The following is a 24,269-nucleotide window of genomic DNA, read 5'->3' as shown; positions in this document are numbered from 1 at the left end:
CTTTAAAATGGAACACCCCCCCCGAAAATAATTTTCGGCATATGTCCAATTCTGTCCTTCTCAGTCATTATTAGGGTATCTGTCAAACTTAAAAAAACTAAAATGAAACAGAGACTCAATGTTGTTGAAAAAGGAATGCCTGCTATGAAGGCAATGTATGCTATGGGCGCCTACCTTTCCAGATCGTCAGTGGAGCGGGCGCTTTTAGAGCTGATCTATTACCGGGTGTCTCAGATCAACGGATGTGCGTATTGCCTGGACATGCACACCAAAGATCTTCGCGATGGCGGAGAAAGTGAGCAGCGCCTGTATGTTTTGCCCGCCTGGCGCGAAGCCCCGTTTTACTCTGACCGGGAACGTGCGGCACTGGCCTGGGCCGAAGCATTGACAAAACTGGAAGGCCGTGCGGTGTCGGACGAAATATATGAGGCGGCGTTGGAAGAATTCGGTGAAGAAGAATTAATCGACCTTACGCTGGCGGTCATCGCAATTAATGGTTACAATCGCGTAAATCTCGCATTCCCGAATAGGGCGGTTGTCGGCACCTACAAGCCCGGGGTGCATGCCGTTCAATAGCGCAGACGATCCCGCCCGGAAACCGGGCGGGATCGTTACCCGGTCACATCTGTCATATTTCCCTCCGGAGTTTGGACAAATCTGGGAATTTGGCCATCTTTGTGCCAGATTTTTCTTATGCAGCAGTGGTATAGCAAAATAGACCCCATATTGAAAGATTACGTCCAGACTATTTTAGTCCTGGATAATTCCAACCCCCTTGCGGCTGACGATCTGCCTTTATTTACCAACGGCGTGCCGGCACTGCTGTACACATCGCAAAACGATCATCATCGCCTCTCCCTCTTCGGAAAGGCAGTTGATGCTGAATCGTGGGCCGTAAATGATGACGCCGCCCTGATCGCTGTTTTATTCAAGCCATTTGCCATAGGCCCTGCTTTTAAACTATCGGCCCGGGAACTCAAAAATGAGCCCATCGAACTAAATTGCTGGAATCCGCAAAAGGCGATGGCATTGAACCTTCAATTGATACACGCGCCATCAACAGCAGAAAAAATGGAGGTGCTGCACCATTTCGTGCTTACTCAGGTGACGTCCAACCGAAGGGAATGTGAGATCGTACGATATGCTACCGATAAAATGCTGGAGGATCCCAAGACCGATGTGCTTGCTCAAATACTGCAGGAACTCCGCCTGACAGAAAGAACATTCCAGCGGATCTTTAAAAAGTATGTCGGCATCGCAGCCAACGAATACCGGAGGATCTGCCAGTTCCAGATGGCCTTTTACCAGTTAAAGGCCGGGCAGTTTGATAAATTGACCGATGTGGCCTATGCCAACGGCTATTTTGATCAGAGCCATTATATACGCTCTTTTAAAGAATTTACAGATACGACACCTAATGATTACCTTCAATTTGGCCTGAAGAAGAAATAATGTCGGTTTTGTACAATGAAGTGTTAGGCGGCTACCCCAACTTTACACGAAATTTAACTGTAAAACATATGAAAGAACTGATTACACCCTGCCTATGGTTCGATAACCAGGCCAAGGAGGCCGCCGCCTTGTATTGTAAAGTATTTCCCGGCGCAAGGATAGTGGTCCAGTCGCCCATCGTCACCGAAATAGAGGTGGCGGGACAGCATATCACCCTGCTGGACGGAGGTCCGATGTACAGGCCCAATCCATCCATTTCATTGTATTACATCTGTGAAACAGAAGAAGAGATAGACAATATTTGGGAAGCATTTTCCAGGGACGGTTCTTTACAGATGCCTTTGGATAAGTATCCCTGGAGTGAAAAGTACGGTTGGATCAGCGATCGGTTTGGTATTTCATGGCAACTTTCACTGGGAAAGATAGAAACAGGGGGTCAAAAGATCACACCCTTTCTCCTGTTCGTCGGTGATCAATATGGTCGAGTGGAAGAAGCCATACAACACTACACCTCCATTTTTAAAGATTCGGGTACAGACAGTATACTCCGGTATTCAAAGGATGAGCTGCCCGATATAGAAGGAAAAGTAAAGCTTGCCCGGATCGACTTGGATGGCCAGAAATTTATGCTGATGGAAAGCGCACATGCACACAAATTTGCCTTTAATGAAGGCGTTTCCCTGACGATACATTGCAATACCCAGGAAGAAATAGATCATTACTGGGGAAAATTAACGGAACGCGGCGCGGAAAGCATGTGCGGGTGGTTAAAAGACAGATTTGGTGTTTCCTGGCAGGTGATACCTACTGTTCTGGGAAAATTAATGACTGATCCCAACAAGGCCGGCAAAGCAGCGAAGGCGTTTATGCAAATGCGAAAATTTGATATTGAAAAGATCGTACAGGCGACGCTCGACTAAATTCAATAAAATAGCCATGTTGTGACCACTTCCCTGTTCTCCTTGAATGCCTCCCAAACAGCCGCACACCAGGCCTCGATCATTTGATCACGCGCTGGTCCGGGTGGTTTTTGCAAAACATCAGCAACGGTTATATTGCCGCGTTTCTGAGGAAGATCAACAGCCGGGAATTCTTTTGTCCGTTTTGCGATGTCACCATGCATTTGTTGCACCTGCCGTCCTGTATAACCCTTTTCTACATACAAATACAAGCCGACAAGGCCAAACCACAAAGCGATCGGTTTGGTTGTTGAAGTGGCAGTCTGCACGGTATAGGCGTCTACGATATGTTGGTGAATAAAATTGCTGCCTGAATGACTTAGTGTATAATACGAAAGCTCAGTATATAGATCATAAGATTTCATTGCCATTGGATGTTTGTTATGGTTCCTGTTGCTTGCATCCCAGTATCTTGTTGGAAATAAGCATTTTATCGGCCGCTGATTTGGCAAGCGTAAAAGCATGCTGTAAATGTGAAATTGCTTTTGCGTTGTCCAGGCCGGTATAAAGTTCTCCCAAAAGACAATGGTATAAATGATGGTCGGCGAGGTTTATCTTTTCCGCTTCAATGATCGCTTCCTTTTTTCCGTTTACTTTGGCAAGTGCATAAGTTCTGTTTAATGCCGCAATGGGTGAATATTCATTAACTAGTAAATGATTGTAAAGTTGTAGGATGCTTTTCCATTTTTCCTTTGTGTCGGCTTTAATAGTGTGCCAGTAAGCGATACCTGCTTCCAAATGATATTTTGATATGCTATCGCCTTGCGACGCCTGATTTAAAAAATATTCTCCTTTGGCAATCAGCTCCTGATTCCATAGGTTTGTGTCCTGGTCCTGGTATAGAATGATTTCTCCATTTTGATTGAGTCTTGAGTCGAATCTTGACGAATGAAAGCACATTAAAGAAAGCAGGGCATTTGCGGATGGTTTGTTCATTGGTTCGTTATCGATAAGCAAATAAGCCAACCTCATCGCTTCCAAACAAAGATCTTTGCGCAATGTGATGTCCTGGTTGGAAGAATAATATCCTTCATTGAATAGCAGGTACAAGGTCATCAGTACGGTGGGTAGCCGGACATTAATTTCAGATAGGGTGGGGGACTCTATTTTTATTTTCTCCGCTCTAAGCTTTTCCTTGGCTCGTTGCAGGCGTTTGTAGATATTGTCTTTGTTTGTCAAAAAGGCATTGGCGATTTCTTCAACCCCAAAACCACAAAGGAGGTTTAACGCTAATCCAATCTGAGCTTCCGCCGGATTGCAGGGATGGCAGACGACAAATATCATTGCCAGTTGGCTGTCGTTGATATTTTTTACAGACAGATCGATTTCTATTTCTTCCGAAGTCGTTGCATTAGGTTGTAGATGTTTTGAAACGTTCTGAGCAAAAATTGAATCTCGTTTTAGATAATCTTTGGTCTTGTTTTTTGCAACAGTATAGAGCCACGCTGTTGGGTTTTCAGGCAGTCCTTTTAAACCCCATAATTCAGAGGCCACGAGAAAAGTGTCGCTTGCAATGTCTTCTGCAATTTCAATATGTTCAATGCCAAATAGTTTGCATAGTACGGAAACCAGTTTTCTGTACTCGGTTCTGAATAAATGAGGTATCAGCTCTGCCTGTTTCATGAAAATAAATGCCCTTGCAAAGTACAAAGACATCTCTGATCGACAAAGTCACACCAGACTTATAGTATACTGATCTCTCTGATCTCAACATTTCCGCCGATTCTCAATATGGGACAGCCATTTGCTAACTCAGTGGCATCTTCAATAGAATCGGCTTTTACAATGCTATAACCTACAATGGACTCTTTTATTTCCGTGTAAGGACCATCTGCAATTACATTGCCAGGTTTTAGGACTTTCCCGGTCGGGACTAGCCTGTTTCCCCGATCGGTCAATTTATTTTGAGCCGCAATACCGCCTAGCCAGTCCATCCAGCGTTTCGTGGAGGCTTGCATTTCTTCTGGCGAAGCCTTAGGCATAGTATTGTAATCTGTTCTGAATATTAAGAGGAAATCATTCATTTTGTTTGAGTTTTAATGGTTAAAGGAATATGTTTACAATTTTTGGATGGGGCGCACTTCAATGTTTGCATTCGATGCTAAAATAGGACAGCTTTTGGCAATTTCAACTGCCTCATGTATATCTTTGGCCTGGATAACTGTGCAACCCCCGATAATTTCTTTTGCTTCTCCAAAGGGGCCATCAGTAACAGTTTTTTTTGCGCCGCTGACCTGTTTGCCGGTGGGTTGCAGGGGGTCACTGGCTACATGCGCCCCTTTTTTGGAAAGGTCGCCTAGCCAATGGATCATCTCTTGTTTGAGAGCTTGAAAAGCTTCAGTAGACTGGCCCGGCTGATAGACATCGCTGCCTCTGAATAAGAGCATATAATTTTCCATGAAATGTAAAAATGTTTATTGTTAAAAATTAATGACGATTGAGTTTTGGGAATTGGACAAATTGATAAGGATTTATTTTTTCGCTCCCTTATCTGTGTGTCACAAACCAGCTCCTTCCTTTGTCTCATGTGCATATAATAACCAACACATGCATAGGAGACGACTCGCCCTTATTTGTTCATTGCTTATACCCATTTCCATCTTTGCCCAGGAAAAGGGAACGCTTAAAGGAAAGATCATCGAAGAGTCCACGAAGCGGCCGCTGTCAGGGGCAACGGTGTCGATAAAAGGCCGCCCATTCACGTGCTCCACGGATACCTCCGGCATGTTCGTTTTGTCCAGTATACCTGCAGGGACTTATTCACTCGTCATTTCAAACATCGGTTTCCAGGAGAAAATTTTGAATGACGTCGGTGTGGTGAATGGGAAAACCTCGTACCTGGAGGCCGAACTATTGCAGGATGCCAGGCAATTGAGTGCGGTATCCGTGCGGGCATTCAGAGGTGAGAATAATCTTTCAACCCCGGTCTCTGCCTATTCTTTTTCGCGGGAAGAGATATTTAAGAGCCCGGGAGCACAGGGTGATATATTCAGGGCCATTGGCATCCTGCCGGGAGTCGTCAGCAGTGGCGGTCAGTATTCCGCTATCGCCGTCCGCGGGCAGGGGACGAGCGATAATGTCTACATGGTGGATGACATCCCCGTATTCCAGGTGTCACACCTGGAGATCGAAGGTTTCAATTCAGGTTTTAATGATCCCAACGGAGGTCGGTTCAGCATCTTTGCGCCCCGGGTTATTGATAATGCTACCTTTCAGGGAGGGGGTTTTGGCGCCCAGTACGGCAGAAAGAACGCATCTTACCTGGGATTGGGCATTAAAGAGGGCAACCGCACCAACCCCTTTTACAGCGGACAGTTCGACCTGCTTGGTTTTACCCTTATTTATGACGGGCCGTCGGGAGTTGACAGGAAAACGAGCGTATTTGCCTCCGCAAGATACCAGGATTTCAGGCTGCTGGAGAAGATGGTTGGTCTGACGAGGGCAGGATTCCCTTCCTATGGCGATTATATGATCAAGACGAGTACCGAGATCAATGCAAAGAACAAGCTGACGTTCATCGCCATGTACAATCCGGAAAAATATACGAGAGATGTAGACAACGTGCTGGATAGTAAGAACCTCAATGATGACAATAATTCCAGCTTTGTCGGCAGATCGGTAGTGACCAAAGGCCTGGCGGGGCTTCACCTGAGGACGCTCACTGGCCGCAGCAGCTATTGGAAGAATATTTTGTATTACCGCTTCCTGGACGTGAACAACCGCCTGGGCAATTCCACGCCCGCCGTCGACACTGCGGGAAATATCATAAAAACAGGTAGCATACCGTATGAGACGGACCTGCGGCGTATCAGGAACAAACAGTTTGAAACGGGCTACCGCAGCATTTTCACTACCAGGTTAGGCAGGGACGTCACCGCTACTGCCGGAATGGACCTGTCAAGGGTCGATCTCGATTATACGCGGAAACTGAAGCATACCGATACCTTGTATACTTTCAACTCGAACGACTACAGGCCCGATCCGGCTGCATACTACCTTGTTCTCGATCCCGTCGATTTCAACGCATCCGTAAAGGACCATGCCTATAATGCTTCCGGCTATCTCGACCTGTCAGTCACCCTGTTCGACCGGTTGACGCTCAATCCGGGCGTACGGTATGACTATACGGGTTTTACGAAACAAAATACAGTAGCTCCCCGTCTCAGCGGCAGTATACGCCTGGATGAAAAACAAAACATCAATTTTGCAGCCGGCATCTACTACCAGGATCCCTCTTATGCGGATATTGCCTCTCAGCCTATGGGTCACCTGCTGCGGAACGAACGGGCATATCAGTATATTCTTGGCTACAAATTTTATTTTACGCCCGATCTGAAATTTACGGCAGAAGGCTGGTATAAGAAACTGGACGACCTGGCAGTTCAGCCGGCCAGCGGAAGACCTTATTTAAATAATGCGGGGACCGGCAATGCCTATGGCTTTGACGGCAGCCTGATCAAACGGCTTTCCAAAAAATTCCATGGCCAGCTGAGCTATTCATTTATGCGGTCAAAAAGAGACGACCATGACGGGCTGCGGGAATATGATTATATATTCGACCTCCCCCATGTGATCAGTCTGCTGGGTAGCTATGAACATAACAAAAAATGGATTTTCTCGGGCAAGTTCAGGTATGCCACCGGCAGGCCAACGGACACATACGTCGTCCACAGGAATGTCTTCAATGATCCCGGCTTGTTGAGATCCTCACAAGAGATCGTGAAGAAGAATGGCCGGCGGCTGCGTGATTTTATAAGCCTGGATCTGCGGGCTGATTATAAATTCAACAGCGGAAGAATTCAGTATACGGCCTTTTTCGATGTGGTGGATGTGCTGAACCAGTTCAATCAAAACTCGGCTATTTTTCAGCCGATCACCGGCAGGACCTATTACCTGGGGCTTGCTATCTTTCCAACATTTGGGATGAGGTTGGAGTTCTGATGCAACGCAGCCTACTTCACCACGCTCCGGATCCTGAACTGCCCAGGGGTCAGGCCGGTACTCTCCTTGAAGAGCTTATTGAAATTAGAAATAGTGTTGTATCCGCAGTAATAGGCGACCTCGGACACCGGAGCTTCCGATTCTATCAGCATCTCGCAGGCTCTGAAGATCCTCACCTCATTCAAATAGTCAAAAAAATGCTTACTGGTCTTCTTCTTGAAGAACCTGCAAAAACTCTGTGGAGTAAGGCCTGCTATGCCGGCAATATCACGCAAAGAGATATCCTTATGGAAATTGTTTTGTACGTATTTGTATACTTCACTCAGCCGGTCGACCGTCTCTTCCATATTCTCCGGGTTAAAGGTGTCACCCAGGATGCAAAGGACATCGGAAGACGTTGACAGGATATGTAAGATCTCCAGCAGGAGCAGGACCCGTCGGAATCCCCGCAACGTAACCAGTATATCCAGTTTCCGGCTTACTTTGTCCCGGGTAGCTCCTGTCACCTGGATGCCCCTGGATGCCAGGTCGAAAAAATGGGCCACTTCCCTGGATTCTTTCAGCTCGTAGAACTCCTGGCCAAAGATCTCCTTACGGAAATGCACCACCACCGACCGGGCTCTGTGATCTCCGCTGGTGTCGTCATTCAGCCAAATGTGGGGAAGATTGGAACCGACGAAGACCATATCTCCTTTTTCAAAAGGGTCGATCCTGTTACCGATGATCCGTCGGCCATATCCTTGCTTTATTAAGACCAGCTCCAGCTCAGGATGAAAATGAAAGGCAGGATTGAAGGTGTCCTCGTCTCTGTCGAGGACGGACAGCCTGCTGTTGTGCAGGAAGGAGATCTCGGTTCTTATGATTTTCATATAGCAGTATAATGATAGCTCCTGCTTACAAAGTAAAAGAATAATCGATTGAGTTTGCTAACAGACGCTAAAAAAAGTTGCATTCGGTTGCATTCGAAATGACAGCCCCCAGACCCCCCGGGTAAAATTGAAGAAAAAAAAGGTAATTCCGAACCATGAACATCGGGCGGCGAGTCGGAATTTTAAATAAAGTTCTATAACATGAATAAGGTAAGAACGCTATTTTTGATCGCATCATTACTTTCTGTCTCCCTATTACAGGCCCAGACAAACAAAATATTTTCCGAATCTGCCGCGGCAAAGGAACAACGCATGGCCTGGTGGACCAACGACAGGTTTGGCATGTTCATTCACTGGGGCATCTATTCGATGGCGGCAAGGCACGAGTGGGTGAAACATAATGAACATATGACCAACGAGGAGTACCGGCAATACTTTGACTTTTTCAACCCCGACCAATTCGACCCGGCCGCCTGGGCAAAACAGGCCAAAGCTGCGGGCATGAAATATGCCGTGCTTACTACCAAGCACCATGACGGATTTTGCCTCTTCGACTCGAAATACACCGACTATAAGGCCACCAATACGCCAGCCCATCGCGACCTGGTGAGGGAATATGTAAATGCCTTCCGGGCGCAGGGGCTGAAGGTGGGCTTTTATTATTCATTGCTGGACTGGCACCACCCGGATTACACCATGGATGACGCTCATCCCCTGGTTCAGACGGATCAAAGCCAGTCGAACTACGACCGGCTGAACAAAGGGCGGGATATGCGCAAATACAGGCAATATCTGCGCGACCAGATCACCGAGCTGCTGACGAACTATGGCAAGATCGACATCCTCTGGCTCGACTGGACCTGGGGCAAGGACAATAAGCGCGGTAAACATGCTGAGGACTGGGGCGCCGTCGAGCTGCTGAAGCTGGTAAGGCGGCTGCAGCCGGGCATCCTGGTGAACAACCGGCTGGGATTGGACGAATATGAGGATGGGGGAGACTTCGTCACACCTGAACAGGTCAGTACAAAAGAGCTGGAAAAATACAAGGGCAAAACCTGGGAGACCTGTCAAACCTTCTCCGGATCGTGGGGATACTACCGGGATGAGAACACCTGGAAGAAAGACCACCAGTTGCTCGACCTGCTGATCACTTCCACCGCCAACGGAGGCAACCTGATCCTGAACGTCGGACCGACGGCACGGGGCGAGTTCGACTACCGGGCAAAGAACGCGCTGGACAGCCTTTCCTGGTGGATGCATGCCAACAACAGGGCTATTTACCACTGTACCTATGCTCCCGATGAGTTCAAGGTGCCGGAGAACACGCAACTTACCTATAATAAGACCACCCGGCGGTTATACGTGCACCTGATGGAGTATCCGAAGACGGGCACACTGGTACTGCCGGGTTATAAGGACAAAATAAAGTATATACAGTTCCTGCATGACGCTTCGGAAATTAAGTCAAAATCCGACGGCGGTGACGATGTCACGCTGCTGCTGCCGGAGAAAAAGCCCAATGTTGAGATACCGGTGGTCGAGCTGCTGCTTAAATAAAGTTTTCAATATTTTTGTAGCTCATTTTGAATTACTTTATGAGAGCTGTTATCTTAGCCGCGCTTTTTCATCTGATGCATGTATCCCTGGCGCCTTGCCAGTCTTACGTTTCCGGCGTTCACTCCGGTGCTGACTGGCTGGTGGATACGATCCGGTACAAGGCGGCTATCCGCCAAATAGGGAAGGACGTGGTCCTGGAGAACGGGCTTTTGCGAAGGGTCTTACGGCTCGCGCCGAATGTCGCCTGTATCGACTATGTCAACCTCACCAGCGGGCAGCAGCTCTTGCGCTCGGTGAAGCCCGAAGCAAGGCTGGTCCTGGATGGAAAGGCATATAACGTCGGAGGCCTGGAAGGACAGCGGGAAAACGCCTACCTGCTCCTCTCCTGGGTGGACAGCCTGACGGCAGGGAAAGAAGATTTTCAATTCGTGCAGTATGCCATCAGTGATCTGGAGCCATTCCTGAAGTGGCGGCGAAAGACCTGGGCTCCTGATACCCGGCCCGCGACGGGAAAGGCCATTTCATTCGAATATGCTTCAACCCTGCCGTCCTTCAAAGGCCTTCGCGTATTTGTCCATTATGAATTGTATGATGGCATCCCGCTCATCGTAAAATGGGTTTCCCTGGAGAACGCGGGCCAGCGCCCTGTTAAGATCGACAGGGTGACGAATGAGGTGCTGGGTCTGGTGGAGGAGGAAAGCGCCGTGGTCGGGAAACCCGAAGAAATGAAAAAGCAGCATGGCATTTACGTGGAGACCAACTACGCGTTCAATAATGCCATGCGATATGACATAAGCGACCAGACCACGCATTGGAAGACGGATGCAGCATACACTTCACAGGTGAATTATGACTTCCAGACACCCTGCCTCCTGGAAGTATATCCCGAGAAGGCGCCCGGCATTTCATTGGCTCCCGGCGAAAAATTTTCCTCCGTGCGCACCCACGAGCTGCTGATGGATAGTTATGACAGACAGCGAAGAGGACTGATGATCCGGCGGATGTACCGGACCGTTGCCCCCTGGACGACCCAGAATCCCATATTCATGCACCTGGTCAGCACCACCGACGCAGATGTACGACAGGCCGTCGATCAATGCGCAGCCACCGGGTATGAAGCAGTGATCCTGAGTTTTGGAAGCCATCTGAACATGGAGGACAGCAGTGCCGCCAATCTGGCAAAATGGAGTGCCCTCGCCGAATACGCGCACCGCAAAGGCATCCTGATAGGGGGATACTCGCTGTTCAGCAGCCGCCGCATCAGCGACGAGGACGATGTCATCGATCCCAAAACAGGAAGACCCGGAGGCGCTTTTTTCGGCAATGCGCCTTGCTTTGGCAGTAAATGGGGCCTTGCTTACCGGGACAAGATAAAGATCTTCTTCGGGCGTACGGGATTTGACATTTGGGAGAACGATGGTCCCTATCCCGGCGACGTCTGCGCTTCCACCAGCCATCCGGGACACAAAGGGCTGGAAGATTCCCAATGGCGCCAGATGGAAATTCAAAAGGAACTGTATCACTGGCTCAACGGGCGGGGAATTTATATCAACGCCCCCGACTGGTATTTCCTCGACGGCACCAACAAGATCGCCATCGGTTACAGGGAAGTGAATTTTTCCTTACCCAGGGAACAGCAGCTGATCCTCAACAGGCAAAATATCTATGACGGCACCCAGGAAAAGTCGGGGGCCATGAGCTGGGGCTTTGTCCCATTGACGAAATACCAGGGGGGAGGCCCCGAGGCCGTGCTGGAGCCACTCCATGAACACCTGGATACCTACAGGCAATTAATGGCTCAATATTACGGCGCCGGCGTTCAGGCGTGCTACCGGGGCCCGAGGTTATTCGACACAGACTCCACGAAAAGGGTCGTGTCGGATATGATAAAATGGTACAAAGCGCATAGGGCCATTTTAAATTCGGACATGATCCATCTCCGCCGGGCGGATGGACGGGACTGGGACGGCTTCATACATGTGAATCCCGCTCTTAAAGAGAAAGGCTTTATCATGCTGTATAACCCCACAAAAGAAAAGATAGATCGGACGATCCAATTGCCATTGTATTACACAGGCCTCCGGCAAAGGGCTGACATTTACGACAGCAAAGGCAAAATGATCCGGTATGCGCTGCAAAATGACCGTACCATCGCATTTAATTTCTCTATCGCGCCGGAAAGTTATGCTTGGTTTGTCGTTAAATAATTCCGATGTCCCGGTCATCATTTTATCGAAATACCCGACAATGCGCCTTTCCCTGTCAGGGACGGTCCCGAGTTCCATCCTACGCGGACTTCGGCGCCGGCGACAGTCACCGACTTACCCACCGACTGCGAATCCTCCTTGCCGTTGCTACCCTGGCCCAGCGGGATATCCACATTGGCGCCCACCTTCACCTCGCCATGCGCGGTCGCTCCCACATCCGTCACCCCGGTATTGTTGGCTTCCACGAAAACCCCGGCGCCCGCCGATGCCCCCGCTTTCAGCGGCCCGGCCGACACGGAACCGATTTTCGTATTATATCCCAGTTCCCCATGTACCGTGAACTGCCCGGTGTTCAGGTTCTCCTTGTATTTCCCACTCGTCGGACCGATCGACCATTCGTCCGTCTCGGTATTACAATCCCATTTTGACGATACGACGCCCGGGATGCTCATCGAGACATGGCTGTTGCAGTTCACCTCATCGAAGTCCTTTAATTTCATAGAGCCTTGTTGCTCTTCCGGTGTCTTGCAAAGAAGTCCATGACCCATATAGCCGGTAGCCCCAGGGTAAAAATCCACTGGCGACGCGTCCCCTCCTATTCCCAGCAGGTTGATGAAATGGGAAACGGCGCCCAGCTTCGCCAACTGGTATTCATTGTCATCCAGGATGGAATATTTGCTGTAATAGACGATCTCATTGGTATAGTACAGCTCCCGGCTCACCCACTCATGCCCCAGATCGTCGAGGATACGATTGTAATGATTGTAATATTCTTCCACCAGCTTCTTCGCCTCACCACAGGCCCGCTCGTTATATTGCCTGAGCAATTGCACCGAATGGCTGTCATCGCCTTCCGTTTTATCATATTTGTTGCCGTCCGCGGAGTCCTGCTCCTGCCGCTTCCGCGTGTACTTGTCGTTGATCTTCCTGATCGCAGCGGATGTCTCGAGGAATTTCGCCCGCAGGTCGGCCAGTTGCTTCCTGGACTTATCCTCCATACGCTGATTGAAATCTGCTTCTTCCCTGCTTACGATAGACAACATCTCCCGCGCCTTGCGGGCGATGAAGATATTCCCCGCTGACCCCGACCCGCCGGCCCCCGGTCTTCCCGAAGACAGCTGCTTCATCATTTTGTTCTGCACCGCAAGGGCCCGTTTGGTCGCTTCCGTCTGCATTTCGAGGTTCTTTTGGATACAGGATTGCCGGAAGGCGGCCCATTGCGGGAAAAGGGATTGGCTGGCGTCCACTGTGAAATAAAACGGCGGCCGCTGGCTAACCAGCTTCTCCAGCCCCAGCGCATCGGCCGGCTTGGGCAAATTCCAGCCGATATCGCCGTTACTCAACCCACCTTTCAGTTTGCTCAGCCGGTTTGCCTTTGCCGGGTTATACCCGTTTTGCAGCGACTTGGTCAGACAGTCGATAGCCGCCTGCTTATTGCCTTTAGACTCCTCGATCACCCCCTCCGTGTAATTGGCCTGCGAATGCATTCCGAAGAAATGGATCGCGCTGTCGAGGTATTTTTTCGACATCGTCATATCCCCAAGCCCAAACCAGGCCTGCCCGATGTTGTTGAGCACGGTGCTGTTGCCCGGATAGTCCCGGTTCAGCTTCTGCAGGATAGGAAGGGCCAGCTGCTGCCCGCCCAACGCGGAAAGGAATACGGCATAACTGTTGAGATTATCCGCATCCGCGGGATTGGCCGCTACCGCCCGCCCCATCAGCTCCAGCGCCACCTCCGCGTGCCCGCTCATCCATAGGCCATTGGCCATGCTGGCCAGATATTCCGCGCCCTTGTGCTGCTTACTGGCGTTCTGCACCAGTTCATCCGCAAGCTGCCTGGCCGGAGCGCCGATCTGCGTGCCGATGGCCGTACGAACCCCCTGGACAAAAACCTTCAGCTGCGCATCCGATAGGACCCCCTTCGGCAAGGTCGCGATCCGCGCGGCATCCCGCGCGGGGATCGTTTCGACACCCAGGATCGCATTCATCTGCTGCTGCGACGTGTGTTTGGCCGCAAAATCGTATTGACTCATAATTCCCTGGGAGCTGGGCATCTTGATACCCATGCTATCCAGGGTTTTTTTGGCGTTGGGGTCCTTCATAGTCCTGGTGTACTCCGCCATCGCTTTGTCGATTTCTTTTTGCGACGGCTGCTGCGCGGTGACTGCCCATCCCAGCGAGATAAAATACAGGATCAAGGGTGTCTTTTTCATGTCAACTTATTTTAAATGGTGAGTTTAGTCGCCTTCATAGACCAGTTGGGTTTCCGTTCCGTTGCTGTCATAAAGCGTGATGTGGCGGCTCCAGTTATTGTATTCAAACACCCTTTCCAGCTTGAAGCGGTAGCTGATCGTCTTTCCGGCGCCGTCAGTGATCACGAGTTTGTCGTCACTGACCCTGTACTTGCCAAAATTGTTCTGGGTGATCATCTTCTCGGATTGCCAGCGGCCGTCTTCCCCAAAATGGTATTTCTGGAGGGGTAGATCACTTACATACCCCCAGATCGAGGCGCCGAGGGTGACCCGGCATTCCCATCTGCCGGTAAGATCGGCCGGATCATACACGGCCCTGGGACCGGGGTTGACAAAGGCAATAGAGCCCGCAAACTTGTTCCAGGCACTCCGCACGGCATTGCAGCCGTACAGGAAATACAAGGTCATCGCGCTGGGCGAGCCAAAACGGTCCCTGTTCTGTGGCCGCAGCTCCAGCATGAACGAGGCTACCCGGCCGCCGCTCCGAAGCAGATATACATACCCGTAATGCCAGCTGTTATCCGTCTTGAATACACAGGAAGGAGCCTCATAGGAAAGAAATTCCCGCCCCTGCTCATCGATGCCTTTTACCACCCTTCGCCCCGCCTCCGGGTATTGGAAGACAGGGTCCGGCTGGTAGAAATAGCTTTTATGGATCTTCCCGCCCAACTCCTGCAGATCTCCGTCATAGTCGATCACCCCGTTTACATAGAGCGTGTAGTAGCTTTGGCCGGTGCATTCCAACAGGGGAGAGGCAGCGGTAATAAGCCCGCCGCTGGTCCTGCCCTCTGTCCATCCTTTTGGCAGGCTACAGCGGATGGCGTTCAGATCGCCGGTGGCAACGGAAACGCCGGCAACAGTAGATCCCGTTATCACTGTACCGGCGCCGGCCGTCGCGTTGGCCGGACCCGTCGCCGTAGGTCGTTGCATCTCGATGCTCGAATAGAAGTTGTCTAAGGTGGTAAGATATTCTTTGCGGTTGGTGATGACCAGCATGTCCATGGCCTTGTGGTAGCCGCTCATCACGGAAAGGATTCCGAGATAATGGATCCCATTCTTCGAAAAGGTATCTACCCCGATCCGGGATTCCCAGCCGTTCTTTGCGGCCACCTTTCGGATCTTGGGGCCGGCGGAAGTCCCGAACGGAGTGATCATCTTACTGTTCCATTCCCGGCTGAAATCCGTATCGGCATTGCCGCTGCCGTCTGTACTCCTGTAAAGCGTAAGGATGCACAGTGTGCCCTTCGACGTGTCCGTGGTAGTGTAAGTTACTGCGCCACCCAGATCGTTGGTCTGCCAACCGGCGGGCGGAGTGAAACTGGCAAGATCGAAACTGGCTTTTTGGCCGAGGACCCCATATCCCAGTCCCAACATCAGGCTGCTGGCGGCCAGCAGCTTCTTAAGAAGATAGTGCATAAGCGTGTTATTGTTGCCAAGGTTGCACAAACATAGCCCGATGCCCGAAAGCAGACAATCCCTAAAATCCGGGAGTGCCTGTTTCTGCCGGATAGGTACTTTTGTTGGATTAATATTATCTTCATTACATGAAGCCCCTGCGCATCCTGAACCTTCTTCTCATTTTTGCCCTGGCTCTTAACAGGCCCGTGTCTGCGCAGCAGCCGCTGGCAGACAGCATCGAAAAATTGTTGCGAACGCCGCTTCCCGATTCGATGCGGCTGAAGGACATGATCCGGCTGGCCATGTATTATGAGCAGGTGGATGCCGGCAAAGCACACGAAAAATATGCGGAAGCCCGCCAACTGGCGGACAAGAAGGGGCTGCCCTTCTACAAGGGCCTGTCCTACAGCTACGAGAATATCCTGTATTCCGTCCATGGACAATACCAGCAGGTGCAGGACAACCTGGACAAGGCCTATGCGATCTTCAGCCGGCTTCCGGAAGGGGCCGTCGCGAAGGAATTGGCGGGCGTATATTGTGACTACGGCAATCTTTATAAGAACAGGAATGACACCCGAAAGGCGGCAGAATATTATTTCAAGTCCGTGGCTTTGGGTGAGAAGTACGGGATCAAGAAAAGCCTGTTGGCCACTTACCTCAATCTTTCAGCACTCTTCCAGAATCTTGGCCAATTGCCGGATCAAAAGGTCTATGTCGACCGGGCCCTGTCCCTCGCGAAAGAATTGAATAAGCCGAAATATCTTTTCCAGGGCTTTCTGTTCAAAGGTCATTACTATTCCGAAACCGCGGAATATGCCGATGCCTTGAGATATCTCGACAGTGCAGGACAATATTTCAGCGAGAATTGGGAATTCAACGAGCGGCAAACCTACTTCATGACAAAGGCCTCCACCTACCAGGGCCTCAGGAGATACGACAGCGCCATTCACTATTTCAAGATCAGCTACGATCGGGCCAGCCGGGGTAATTCCCCCTGGAATATAACGCAGGCCCTGGTAAAACTTGGGTATGTCTACCTCCTGGAAAAGAAATACCGGCCCGGCGAGCAATACCTGGATAAAGCGCTCGAAGCTGCTCTGAAAGACAGCATCGTATTGTTCGAAAAAGAGGCTTATGAAAGCCTTGCCCGGCTCTATTCGGAGACCGGTCGGTACAAGGATGCCTACCAGTACTATAAAACTTTTCACGCGCTGACCGATTCTCTCGTCGGCACGGAGAAAAAGAAGTTCACGCTCGACTTGCAGACGAAATACGAGACTGATAAAAAGGAGCAGGAGATAAGAACGCTGCAGGCTGAACAACATGTTCAGCAATTGGAACTGCAGCAAAAGAACGTGTGGAACGCCATACTCGTCTCGGCCGGTGCGCTGCTGCTCTTGCTCGGGGCGCTGCTGTACCGTAACCATCGCCAAAAACAACGACTCCAGCAACAGCGTATCAATGAACTGGAGACAGAAAAAAAATTAACCGCGACCGAAGCCGTGCTGAAAGGAGAGGAACAGGAGCGGGCCCGGCTTGCAAAAGACCTCCACGACGGCCTCAGCGGGATGCTCTCGGGCGCAAAATATTCTCTGCAGTCCATGGAAGGTAGCCTGATCATGACCGCCGACAACCACCTGGCCTTCCAGCGGGGGATGGACATGCTGGACAGCTCCATCAAGGAAATGCGCCGGGTGGCGCAGAACATGATGCCCGAGGCGCTCATCCGGTTCGGGCTGGATACGGCGATCAATGACTATTGCACCGAGATCAATAAATCCGGGGCCGTGACCCTGGTTTACCAGTCCATAGGCATGGAGAATGCCGATATCCCACAGTCCGACGCCATCGCCGTTTACCGCATCATCCAGGAGCTGACGAACAACATCATAAAACATTCCGGCGCCTCCCAGGCCCTGGTACAACTCCTGCACGAAGGGAGCAGGCTGGTCATCAATGTCGAGGACAATGGCAAGGGGTTCGACAATCCAACCTTCGAGAGATCGCCAGGGATGGGTTGGCAGAATATCCGCTCCCGCATCGAATACCTGAAAGGAAAATACGAGATACAATCCCAAGCCGGAAAAGGCGCCTCCATCAATGTCGAAATCAACCTCTCCAAATGATAAAAGTATTCATCACAGACGATCATCACATGGTGGCGGAAGGCATTCGCTCCCTGCTTCATAACGAGAAGGACATCGAATTCGTCGGTTCTGCCTCCACCGTAGCCTCCTGCAAGGCTTTCCTCGCCCGGCAGCAGCCGGATGTCCTTTTGCTGGACATCAATCTTCCCGATGGCAATGGCATCGACCTCTGCCTGGAGCTGCGGCAAAAATACCCGGGCGTCTTCATACTCGGGCTCAGTACCTTCAACCAGGAAAGCTATATCCGGAAAATGATCGACAACGGCGCCTCCGGCTATATCCTGAAGAACGCAACGCAACAGGAGCTCACCGAAGCCATTCACACCGTATACAGCGGCAAGACCTATCTTGCCTTCGAAGCGGCCAAAACCCTTAGTTCGGCAAAAAAACTCCCCGCGGGCCAGTTTCTCATCGGCCGGCGGGAAAGAGAAGTTCTCCAATTGATCACGAAAGGCTTCACCAGCGGGGAGATCGCTCAACAACTGGGTATCAGTGCACATACCGTCGACACCTATCGCAAAAGCCTCCTGACAAAGCTCAATGCCCGCAACACCGCCGATCTGATCCGGCTTGCCTTCCTGAATCAACTCGTCTCGCTGGATAAATGAACCTCCGCATCTCTCCCCGTTTTTGGGGATTGCCGGACTGCCGGTATAGGAATACGTTTGTATAAAATTGCCCCTATGCACATCAAAAATATCTTGATCCTGCAGCTCTGTATGCTTATGCTCAACAAGGGCCATGCCCAACAATGCACTGATGAGAACGTCGCCAGTTTGCCGGGCAGCTGGCGGGCCGCCATGAAAGGGGATTGCGACCATAGCGCGGCGGACATGGCAAGGGAAAAAGTGCTGCTGGATAGCATCGCTCAATTCATTCGCGGCCACCTGACCTGGCGGCCCGTGGGAGGCGATATCACTGCGGGAAATGCGTACAGCATCAGGGGACTGGATTACAGGCCGGCACCCGTAAGAAAACTCGGCAACACCTATAAGACCTTTATTTTTTTCCAGCATTATTTTTGCAACAACGGCAAAATAAACAGGGAAGACTACGTAGACAGACTGGAGGTTTCCGTCAATGAGATACCTTTTGAATTTAACAGGACCTTCTTCATCAGCCCGGTCGACCAGTATGGAAATCCTTTGCAACAAGATCCCGAGACGGACAAATATGGTTTTATAAGTGAACTTCCGGTGCGAAAGAATGGCTATTTTACGTACAGGAAAAACCATCAAAGCGCCCAGCCTGACGCTGAAGACCATTTCACCAATAACCATCGCCTGTTGACAAAGGGCGGCCGGTTGCCATTTCTTTTGATGCCCAAAAAGGAATACTACGAGAAATGGAAACTCCAGTATAGCAATTCGATCGATCGCGCCAAAGTTGTTAAGGAAAAAATGGAGGTATTGGCGAAGACCACCGGCAACAACGCCGATGTAGAGTTTGAGGAACACCATATAGTGCAACTGCAGGGCTATATTGATAAGATCAACCGTCTGTTGGCCGCACACACGGCGGAAGAATTATCCCGCCCCGCTTTCAGCGGAGAGGAAAATGGCGAGTTCCTGGACAATAACGATCCCGGCAACCGGCATGACTTCGTCATCGTTCCCGATCTTACCTATTATACGGCCGGCGTCCCCAGGTCGACACCGCAAATTTTCTACATCAATTTCGACTGTCAATATAGTAAAAAGGGCAACAAGGGCGGAAAGAGATATGCCGATGAAGATTTTGTCGCGGAACTGGAAAGGATAAAAATGGTCGACCTTCTCACAGAAAAATTAAGGCCCCTGTTGGGCAACTAAAAGCCCCCTCAGCTTAGTTGAGGGGGCCTTGTGCCTGTCATGATCGCGGGATGAGATCCTTAATTAATTGGCTGGCAAAAGCGTATATTTAAATTCATCGATGATATTGTCTCCATTGTCATCGTAAAATTCTGAAAGTTTCAACACCGCCGTGGTGTTTTCCCGTATCACTATATAATCTACATCTTCGTTCACAGGCTGATCATCCCAATAATAAACGAAACGGTTAGCAATGGAGGAATGCCACTTCCAGTTGGCTACATCGGCGACCTTCACGATCCCTTTTTCAAATTCCTGGACAATATAGGTTCCGGAGGTAGTAATGACGAACGACAGGCTATCGACGGTAAAACTTACATATTGTTGGGTCGACTCATCGTAGTATTCATCAGTCGAACCGATGATCGAGCCGCCGTAATCCGCGCTCGTAAGATACCAGGAACGACACAGAAGCGCAGTCCGGGAATCAGCGGCTATCGCAGGCGCTTTATTGCCGGAAATGACAACGGTTTTGGCGCCGGCTGCATAATACAGCTTGAAATCCAGCTTATTGTCGGCCAGCTTAATGCCTCCCAGGGATCCAAATTTACCCAGGGATATAGAGTCTCCCGCCACAGCATTGAACTTACCCTGGAATAGATGCCCTTCGGCGTCATAGATGATGTAGGTGCTGTCGCTCAGGAATTCAATATACCCGGTGTTGGTTCCCCCTGTCCCCGGGTCGTCTAACCCGTTGACTGTTACATTACCGTGTCCCCTGCGCGTTTTTTGGCCAATATGGCTAAACGAGGTGGTGCGCGTTACTATGCCATTATGGAAAGCGTTGGGGCTTGTCAGGGAGATATTGCCCATCAGCCATTTGCCGGTCACGTCCTTTTGAAGCTTTTTTGCCGCAGCCGATTGATCAGGGTCTTTACCAGGATCGCCGCCATTGGATTTTTTACATGCATAGAATAAGGGCATTGCTGCCGTCATGAGAATAATGAGCTTTTTCATTGGTTTTGTTTGGGGTGTGTGATTACAGTGAAATCACCGCGAAAGTATAATAAAAAGAGATGAGATGCAATAGGGTGGGTCTCGCCTGTATATCAATGATTTATGCCCTCTTAATTGAAATAATCCCGCTAAATGGAGAAGGAAGCAACTGTTCTTTCCAGGGAGTCGTAGGATTGGTAACCGCTAAGAAGGATCGGAACACGATTATCCGACCTGAAGACCAGTGTAGGAAGGCGGGTAATTGCTTTGTATTTGACTTCCTGCCAGTCGAGTCTGAATGCGTCTTTACCTCTTTGCCCCAGGAGGTCCTCACGGAAAGTAAGAAGATTGAAAGATGGGAACTGTGCCGGTAGAGAATGGGCAACTTCCAACAGCATTTCGGTTCGGGCGATATTTTTATTTTTCACCATTACGGCCTCCTGCAAAAAGTGAAGGTAGTGAGCAGATGCTTCTTTCGATTGAAGCTCCGCGCATTTTACGGCGATACACGCAGGGAAAGAGGACGCAGGTGGGTCTGACATCCATATGCCCGGATCTATGTTGGCGCCTGATCGTTCCTTTGCGTGCATCCACTCAGGGCCCATATGGACAGGTTTTTGTATAGAGTTGACGGAATCAGAGAAGTTGTTCCAGGATGGCAGGAGACCCGCCATCTTATACGTGACAGATAGGTCTGCAAAATTTTCCAGTAATGCGCGAAATTGAGGCCGCATCGCCCAACTCCAGCAACAAAGCGGATCGGTATAGAAAGTGATCTCTACACCGTCCGTTTGCTGGATATGATTATTTGACGATTGGCTATTTTGTAACCTTTCTGCCTTTTCTTTTGCCATCAGCGGGTATTTCGGTTTCCTTCGCGCCTGTTGCCGTCTCTGGTAAAGGGTTGTTCCATTGCTGGACACCTGAAGGCGTAGAACCATTTACTTCCTGGCTTTTCAACTTACTTAATTGTTGATTGACTTTCTGAACAGCATCTTCGGTGCGGTCAGTGCCTTTTGCTTCATGGGTAAGTAAGCCATTTGTTTCCAGAACATAATTGATCGGGTCGTCGATATACTGGATCGTTTCTCCAAATTGGGTAGATTTCCCCTCATTCCACGGCCCGGTGAAGTCATTGCCGCTGGACATATTGAAATAAGCATTGCTGAATTTGGGATCGCTTTGCAGCACGCCAGGGGGAAAGTTGGGGTGTATTGTCTCCAACGCTGCTTCGAACATCTGGAAGTGGGCAACCTCACGGGTCATGAGAAAGCGTAAAGTTTCCTTGACATAGGGATCCTCGGTAAACTGAAGCAGGTATTCATAAACCATTTTGGCCCGTGATTCGGCGGCTATGTTCGAACGCAGGTCAGCCGTCAGTTCGCCCGTGGCGTCGCCGTTGATATAGGCAGCTGTCCAGGGTACGCCCTGGGAATTCGTATAGCAGGGACCGCCGGCGCTGCCTATCAGGAACTGTGGAGCGACCATGCCCTGGTGAATCACTTCTTCCTTGGCGGCCTTACCTTTCATAAGCTTCATGATCTCAGAACTTTCAGCCGCATTCTTCAGGTCGCCATTGATGCCGGTAAGCAACATTTGGATGGTGGCGCCAACGATCTCAAGATGGCTGAATTCTTCAGTGGCAATGTCCATCAACAGATCATATTTGTCGGGGTAAGGATTTTTGGCTCCGAAAGCCTGGCCAAAATAGCGCAGGGCCGCGGCTAACTCTCCATTGGCTCCGCCGAATTGTTCTAATAGGAGCGTAGCAAACGCTGGGTCCGGTTTTGAGACGCGCGCGTTGAATTGCAGGTCTTTGACGTGGTAAAACATGTATTAGGAATTGATAGGTGAAAAAAGATACCTGACTATCTTACTTAAAAAATCATGCCGCCGCCGAATACATCCCCCAGGAAGGCGAAGTGACAAAAAACCCCTCAACATTCGTTGAGGGGCCTTCGTGCTCAGGAAAAGGATCCCATTTCCCTGGCTATGCAAGTACGATCTTGCCTCCCACGGCGCGCTCGTCCATCAATCGCTGCGCTTCCGCAGCTTGAGCCAGCGGCAGAACTTTCCCGATCCGGCCCTTGATCTCACCCCGGGCCGCCAAATGGAGCACCTCTTCCATCACGCCCCGATCCAGGTTAGTCATGGCAAAGGAGGCGCGTATGCCAGCGGCGGCGGCCTTGTCGGCATTCGGTGGGTTGACGGTGGAAAGTAGAAGTCCGTTTTTCCTGACGACGGACATCAATGCTTCCTGCGACGGACCTCCGACAAAATCAAGCGCCAGGTCGATGTCACGGACGGTATCCAGGTAGCCGGGAACGGTATAATCCACGACCTGGTCGATTCCCAGGCTGAGAAGTATGTCAACGTCCTCACCCGTAGCGGTGCCTATAACGGTCGCGCCTAATGCTTTGGCCATTTGCACGGCATATAAGCCAACGGAGCCGCCCGCGCCCAACAAAAAGACTCGGTCCCCGGCTTTGACCTGAGCCATTTTGTGCAAGAGGGTATAGGCGGCGCCAGCCACGATGGGTAATGTGGCAGCTTCAACGAAGGACAATTCCCTGGGTTTGAGCACGACCTCTCCATCCCCCGCGATCATATATTCGGCATAAGCCCCTCCGCGCTGAAAAGGCACGCGGGTAACGACTTCGTCTCCGGAATTGAAACCCTTAAGCCGGCTTTCTGCTACCACCCCGGCGGCCTCCCAGCCGGGCACCAGGGGTAGGGGCAGGGGTATGATGTCTTTTAAATAACCGTTCCTAATCTTACTGTCTACTGGATTCAGCGAGGCGGCTTTTACTTGTATGAGAACTTCTCCATCCTGGGGAACAGGACGGCCAAGGTCGACGAACTGGAGCACGTCGGCCCCACCATAATGAGGGATTTGTATTGCTTTCATAATTACACTTGTTTTATGAAGGCAAAGCTACTTCCACATAGGGGGTAAGGAATTGTACGTAGCGGCTGTTCTTAAGCAGCTGTTTGGCGGAGACCCCAAAGGTCCGGCGGAAGATCCGGGTAAAGTGGGCCTGGTCGGTAAAGCCGTTTTGAATAGAGGCGGTGGACATGGACAGGCCATGCTGCAGCACCTGGAAGATCACCTGCTTGATGCGTTTCCAGAGAACATATTGCGAAAAAGGTATCCCGGTCTCTTGCGCGAACAGGTGCCGGAATCGCTCTGCCGACAGAAAGACCCGGCCCGCGACCTCATCCAGTTCGAGCCGATCATCCAGACGGCAATCAATATATGTCAGCGTTTCCCTGATCCGGTCGTCGATAGGGCGTTGGGAGAAGAATCCCGGCAGCAGCTGGTTGAGCAGGGACTCCGCAAAACGGGCCATGTTCGTATCCGTCACCAGGGGTATGGTGTCGATCGGGATAAAGGGTTTGCCGTCCAGCAGGTTCTTTAACTGCCAGCCCTGGTGGCTTTCCGAATCGATAAAATACACCAGCGCTTCGGTGTCCTGTGCCTGGCAGGAGTGGGTGATGTGCTGGTTCACGATAAAACCAGCAAGCCCCTGGTGTGCTATGCCATCTATGATGCTGTCAAAGGCGTTCCTGAGACTGACAACGACCTGGAAGCATTGATGATAATGGACATCGACTACAGAATGGCGGGCGAGAAAAGAGATCATATCACAGCAAAGATATACGTTTGCCAAATACAAGGACCCTTCAGCTTAATTTTACAT

General features: G+C 50.5%; 21 protein-coding genes. 9 read left to right on the top strand and 12 right to left on the bottom strand.

All coding sequences use genetic code 11. The features are described 5' to 3' along the window. Positions 1 to 102 precede the first annotated feature (102 nt). From Q4E93_RS06740 to Q4E93_RS06730, 3 genes are all read left to right on the top strand, one after another. Positions 103 to 576, top strand: a complete 474-nt coding sequence (locus tag Q4E93_RS06740; RefSeq protein WP_303583664.1) for a carboxymuconolactone decarboxylase family protein — start codon at positions 103 to 105, stop codon at positions 574 to 576. Between the two features lie 150 nt (positions 577 to 726). Then, positions 727 to 1,452, top strand: coding sequence for a helix-turn-helix transcriptional regulator (locus tag Q4E93_RS06735; RefSeq protein WP_303583662.1), 726 nt, complete (start codon positions 727 to 729; stop codon positions 1,450 to 1,452). A 68-nt stretch (positions 1,453 to 1,520) separates the two neighbouring features. Then, the gene (locus Q4E93_RS06730; protein WP_303583660.1) at positions 1,521 to 2,372 is read left to right on the top strand and encodes a VOC family protein; all 852 of its coding nucleotides are present in this window, start codon (positions 1,521 to 1,523) and stop codon (positions 2,370 to 2,372) included. A gap of 2 nt (positions 2,373 to 2,374) precedes the next feature. On the opposite strand, the gene Q4E93_RS06725 is transcribed toward Q4E93_RS06730, so the two are convergent. From Q4E93_RS06725 to Q4E93_RS06710, 4 genes are read right to left on the bottom strand one after another with little or no spacing between them, the layout of a single operon-like run. Continuing rightward, positions 2,375 to 2,782, bottom strand: a complete 408-nt coding sequence (locus tag Q4E93_RS06725) for a DUF5946 family protein (RefSeq protein ID WP_303583658.1) — start codon at positions 2,780 to 2,782, stop codon at positions 2,375 to 2,377. A 10-nt stretch (positions 2,783 to 2,792) separates the two neighbouring features. After that, positions 2,793 to 4,034, bottom strand: coding sequence for an RNA polymerase sigma factor (locus Q4E93_RS06720; protein ID WP_303583656.1), 1,242 nt, complete (start codon positions 4,032 to 4,034; stop codon positions 2,793 to 2,795). Positions 4,035 to 4,093: 59 nt separating this feature from the next. Further along, complete coding sequence (locus tag Q4E93_RS06715; RefSeq protein ID WP_303583654.1) at positions 4,094 to 4,435, bottom strand: YciI family protein; 342 nt, start codon at positions 4,433 to 4,435, stop codon at positions 4,094 to 4,096. Positions 4,436 to 4,468: 33 nt separating this feature from the next. Continuing rightward, positions 4,469 to 4,810 carry a YciI family protein gene (locus Q4E93_RS06710; RefSeq protein ID WP_303583652.1) on the bottom strand — a complete coding sequence of 114 codons (342 nt, stop codon included), beginning with the start codon at positions 4,808 to 4,810 and terminating at the stop codon, positions 4,469 to 4,471. A gap of 148 nt (positions 4,811 to 4,958) precedes the next feature. On the opposite strand from Q4E93_RS06710, the gene Q4E93_RS06705 reads away from it, so the two are divergent. Continuing rightward, positions 4,959 to 7,352 carry a TonB-dependent receptor gene (locus Q4E93_RS06705; protein WP_303583650.1) on the top strand — a complete coding sequence of 798 codons (2,394 nt, stop codon included), beginning with the start codon at positions 4,959 to 4,961 and terminating at the stop codon, positions 7,350 to 7,352. Between the two features lie 11 nt (positions 7,353 to 7,363). Here the strand turns inward: Q4E93_RS06705 and Q4E93_RS06700 are convergent, their stop codons facing one another. Next, the gene (locus Q4E93_RS06700) at positions 7,364 to 8,221 is read right to left on the bottom strand and encodes an AraC family transcriptional regulator (RefSeq protein WP_303583649.1); all 858 of its coding nucleotides are present in this window, start codon (positions 8,219 to 8,221) and stop codon (positions 7,364 to 7,366) included. A 201-nt stretch (positions 8,222 to 8,422) separates the two neighbouring features. Between Q4E93_RS06700 and Q4E93_RS06695 the strand changes: the two genes are divergently transcribed. Both Q4E93_RS06695 and Q4E93_RS06690 read left to right on the top strand, forming a co-directional pair. Beyond that, a complete protein-coding gene (locus Q4E93_RS06695) occupies positions 8,423 to 9,778 on the top strand; it encodes an alpha-L-fucosidase (RefSeq protein WP_303583647.1) in 1,356 nt (451 codons plus the stop codon). Between the two features lie 38 nt (positions 9,779 to 9,816). Continuing rightward, positions 9,817 to 11,985 carry an alpha-galactosidase gene (locus Q4E93_RS06690; protein ID WP_303583645.1) on the top strand — a complete coding sequence of 723 codons (2,169 nt, stop codon included), beginning with the start codon at positions 9,817 to 9,819 and terminating at the stop codon, positions 11,983 to 11,985. A gap of 17 nt (positions 11,986 to 12,002) precedes the next feature. Here Q4E93_RS06690 and Q4E93_RS06685 read toward each other — a convergent pair whose 3' ends face one another. Both Q4E93_RS06685 and Q4E93_RS06680 read right to left on the bottom strand, forming a co-directional pair. Further along, positions 12,003 to 14,198 carry a tetratricopeptide repeat protein gene (locus Q4E93_RS06685; RefSeq protein ID WP_303583643.1) on the bottom strand — a complete coding sequence of 732 codons (2,196 nt, stop codon included), beginning with the start codon at positions 14,196 to 14,198 and terminating at the stop codon, positions 12,003 to 12,005. Between the two features lie 24 nt (positions 14,199 to 14,222). Next, positions 14,223 to 15,653: a hypothetical protein gene (locus Q4E93_RS06680; RefSeq protein WP_303583641.1), complete on the bottom strand. Its 1,431-nt coding sequence runs from the start codon at positions 15,651 to 15,653 to the stop codon at positions 14,223 to 14,225. A gap of 128 nt (positions 15,654 to 15,781) precedes the next feature. Here Q4E93_RS06680 and Q4E93_RS06675 point away from each other — a divergent pair, with 128 nt between their 5' ends. The 3 genes from Q4E93_RS06675 to Q4E93_RS06665 all read left to right on the top strand — a co-directional run bounded on the left by Q4E93_RS06675 (position 15,782) and on the right by Q4E93_RS06665 (position 19,593). Beyond that, positions 15,782 to 17,761 (top strand): tetratricopeptide repeat-containing sensor histidine kinase, encoded by a 1,980-nt coding sequence (locus Q4E93_RS06675; RefSeq protein ID WP_303583639.1) that lies wholly within the window; start codon positions 15,782 to 15,784, stop codon positions 17,759 to 17,761. Next, positions 17,758 to 18,390: a response regulator gene (locus Q4E93_RS06670; protein ID WP_303583637.1), complete on the top strand. Its 633-nt coding sequence runs from the start codon at positions 17,758 to 17,760 to the stop codon at positions 18,388 to 18,390. Before Q4E93_RS06675 ends, Q4E93_RS06670 begins: the two co-directional genes overlap by 4 nt. 75 nt (positions 18,391 to 18,465) lie before the next feature. Beyond that, entirely contained in the window at positions 18,466 to 19,593 is a 1,128-nt protein-coding gene (locus Q4E93_RS06665) for a hypothetical protein (RefSeq protein WP_303583635.1), read from the top strand. 63 nt (positions 19,594 to 19,656) lie between these two features. Here Q4E93_RS06665 and Q4E93_RS06660 read toward each other — a convergent pair whose 3' ends face one another. The 5 genes from Q4E93_RS06660 to Q4E93_RS06640 form a co-directional block, all read right to left on the bottom strand. After that, the gene (locus Q4E93_RS06660; RefSeq protein ID WP_303583633.1) at positions 19,657 to 20,589 is read right to left on the bottom strand and encodes a hypothetical protein; all 933 of its coding nucleotides are present in this window, start codon (positions 20,587 to 20,589) and stop codon (positions 19,657 to 19,659) included. A 128-nt stretch (positions 20,590 to 20,717) separates the two neighbouring features. Further along, positions 20,718 to 21,422: a DsbA family oxidoreductase gene (locus Q4E93_RS06655; protein WP_303583631.1), complete on the bottom strand. Its 705-nt coding sequence runs from the start codon at positions 21,420 to 21,422 to the stop codon at positions 20,718 to 20,720. Continuing rightward, entirely contained in the window at positions 21,388 to 22,401 is a 1,014-nt protein-coding gene (locus Q4E93_RS06650) for a manganese catalase family protein (RefSeq protein WP_303583629.1), read from the bottom strand. Before Q4E93_RS06650 ends, Q4E93_RS06655 begins: the two co-directional genes overlap by 35 nt. A 157-nt stretch (positions 22,402 to 22,558) precedes the next feature. Then, a complete protein-coding gene (locus Q4E93_RS06645) occupies positions 22,559 to 23,476 on the bottom strand; it encodes an NADP-dependent oxidoreductase (RefSeq protein ID WP_303583627.1) in 918 nt (305 codons plus the stop codon). A 13-nt stretch (positions 23,477 to 23,489) separates the two neighbouring features. Continuing rightward, positions 23,490 to 24,212: a helix-turn-helix transcriptional regulator gene (locus Q4E93_RS06640; RefSeq protein WP_303583625.1), complete on the bottom strand. Its 723-nt coding sequence runs from the start codon at positions 24,210 to 24,212 to the stop codon at positions 23,490 to 23,492. Positions 24,213 to 24,269 lie beyond the last annotated feature (57 nt).

It is taken from the genome of Flavitalea plasmicola, from assembly GCF_030546645.1.
In the GTDB taxonomy this organism is placed as follows: Bacteria; Bacteroidota; Bacteroidia; order Chitinophagales; family Chitinophagaceae; genus Puia.
This window is presented reverse-complemented; position numbering and strand designations above follow the sequence as displayed.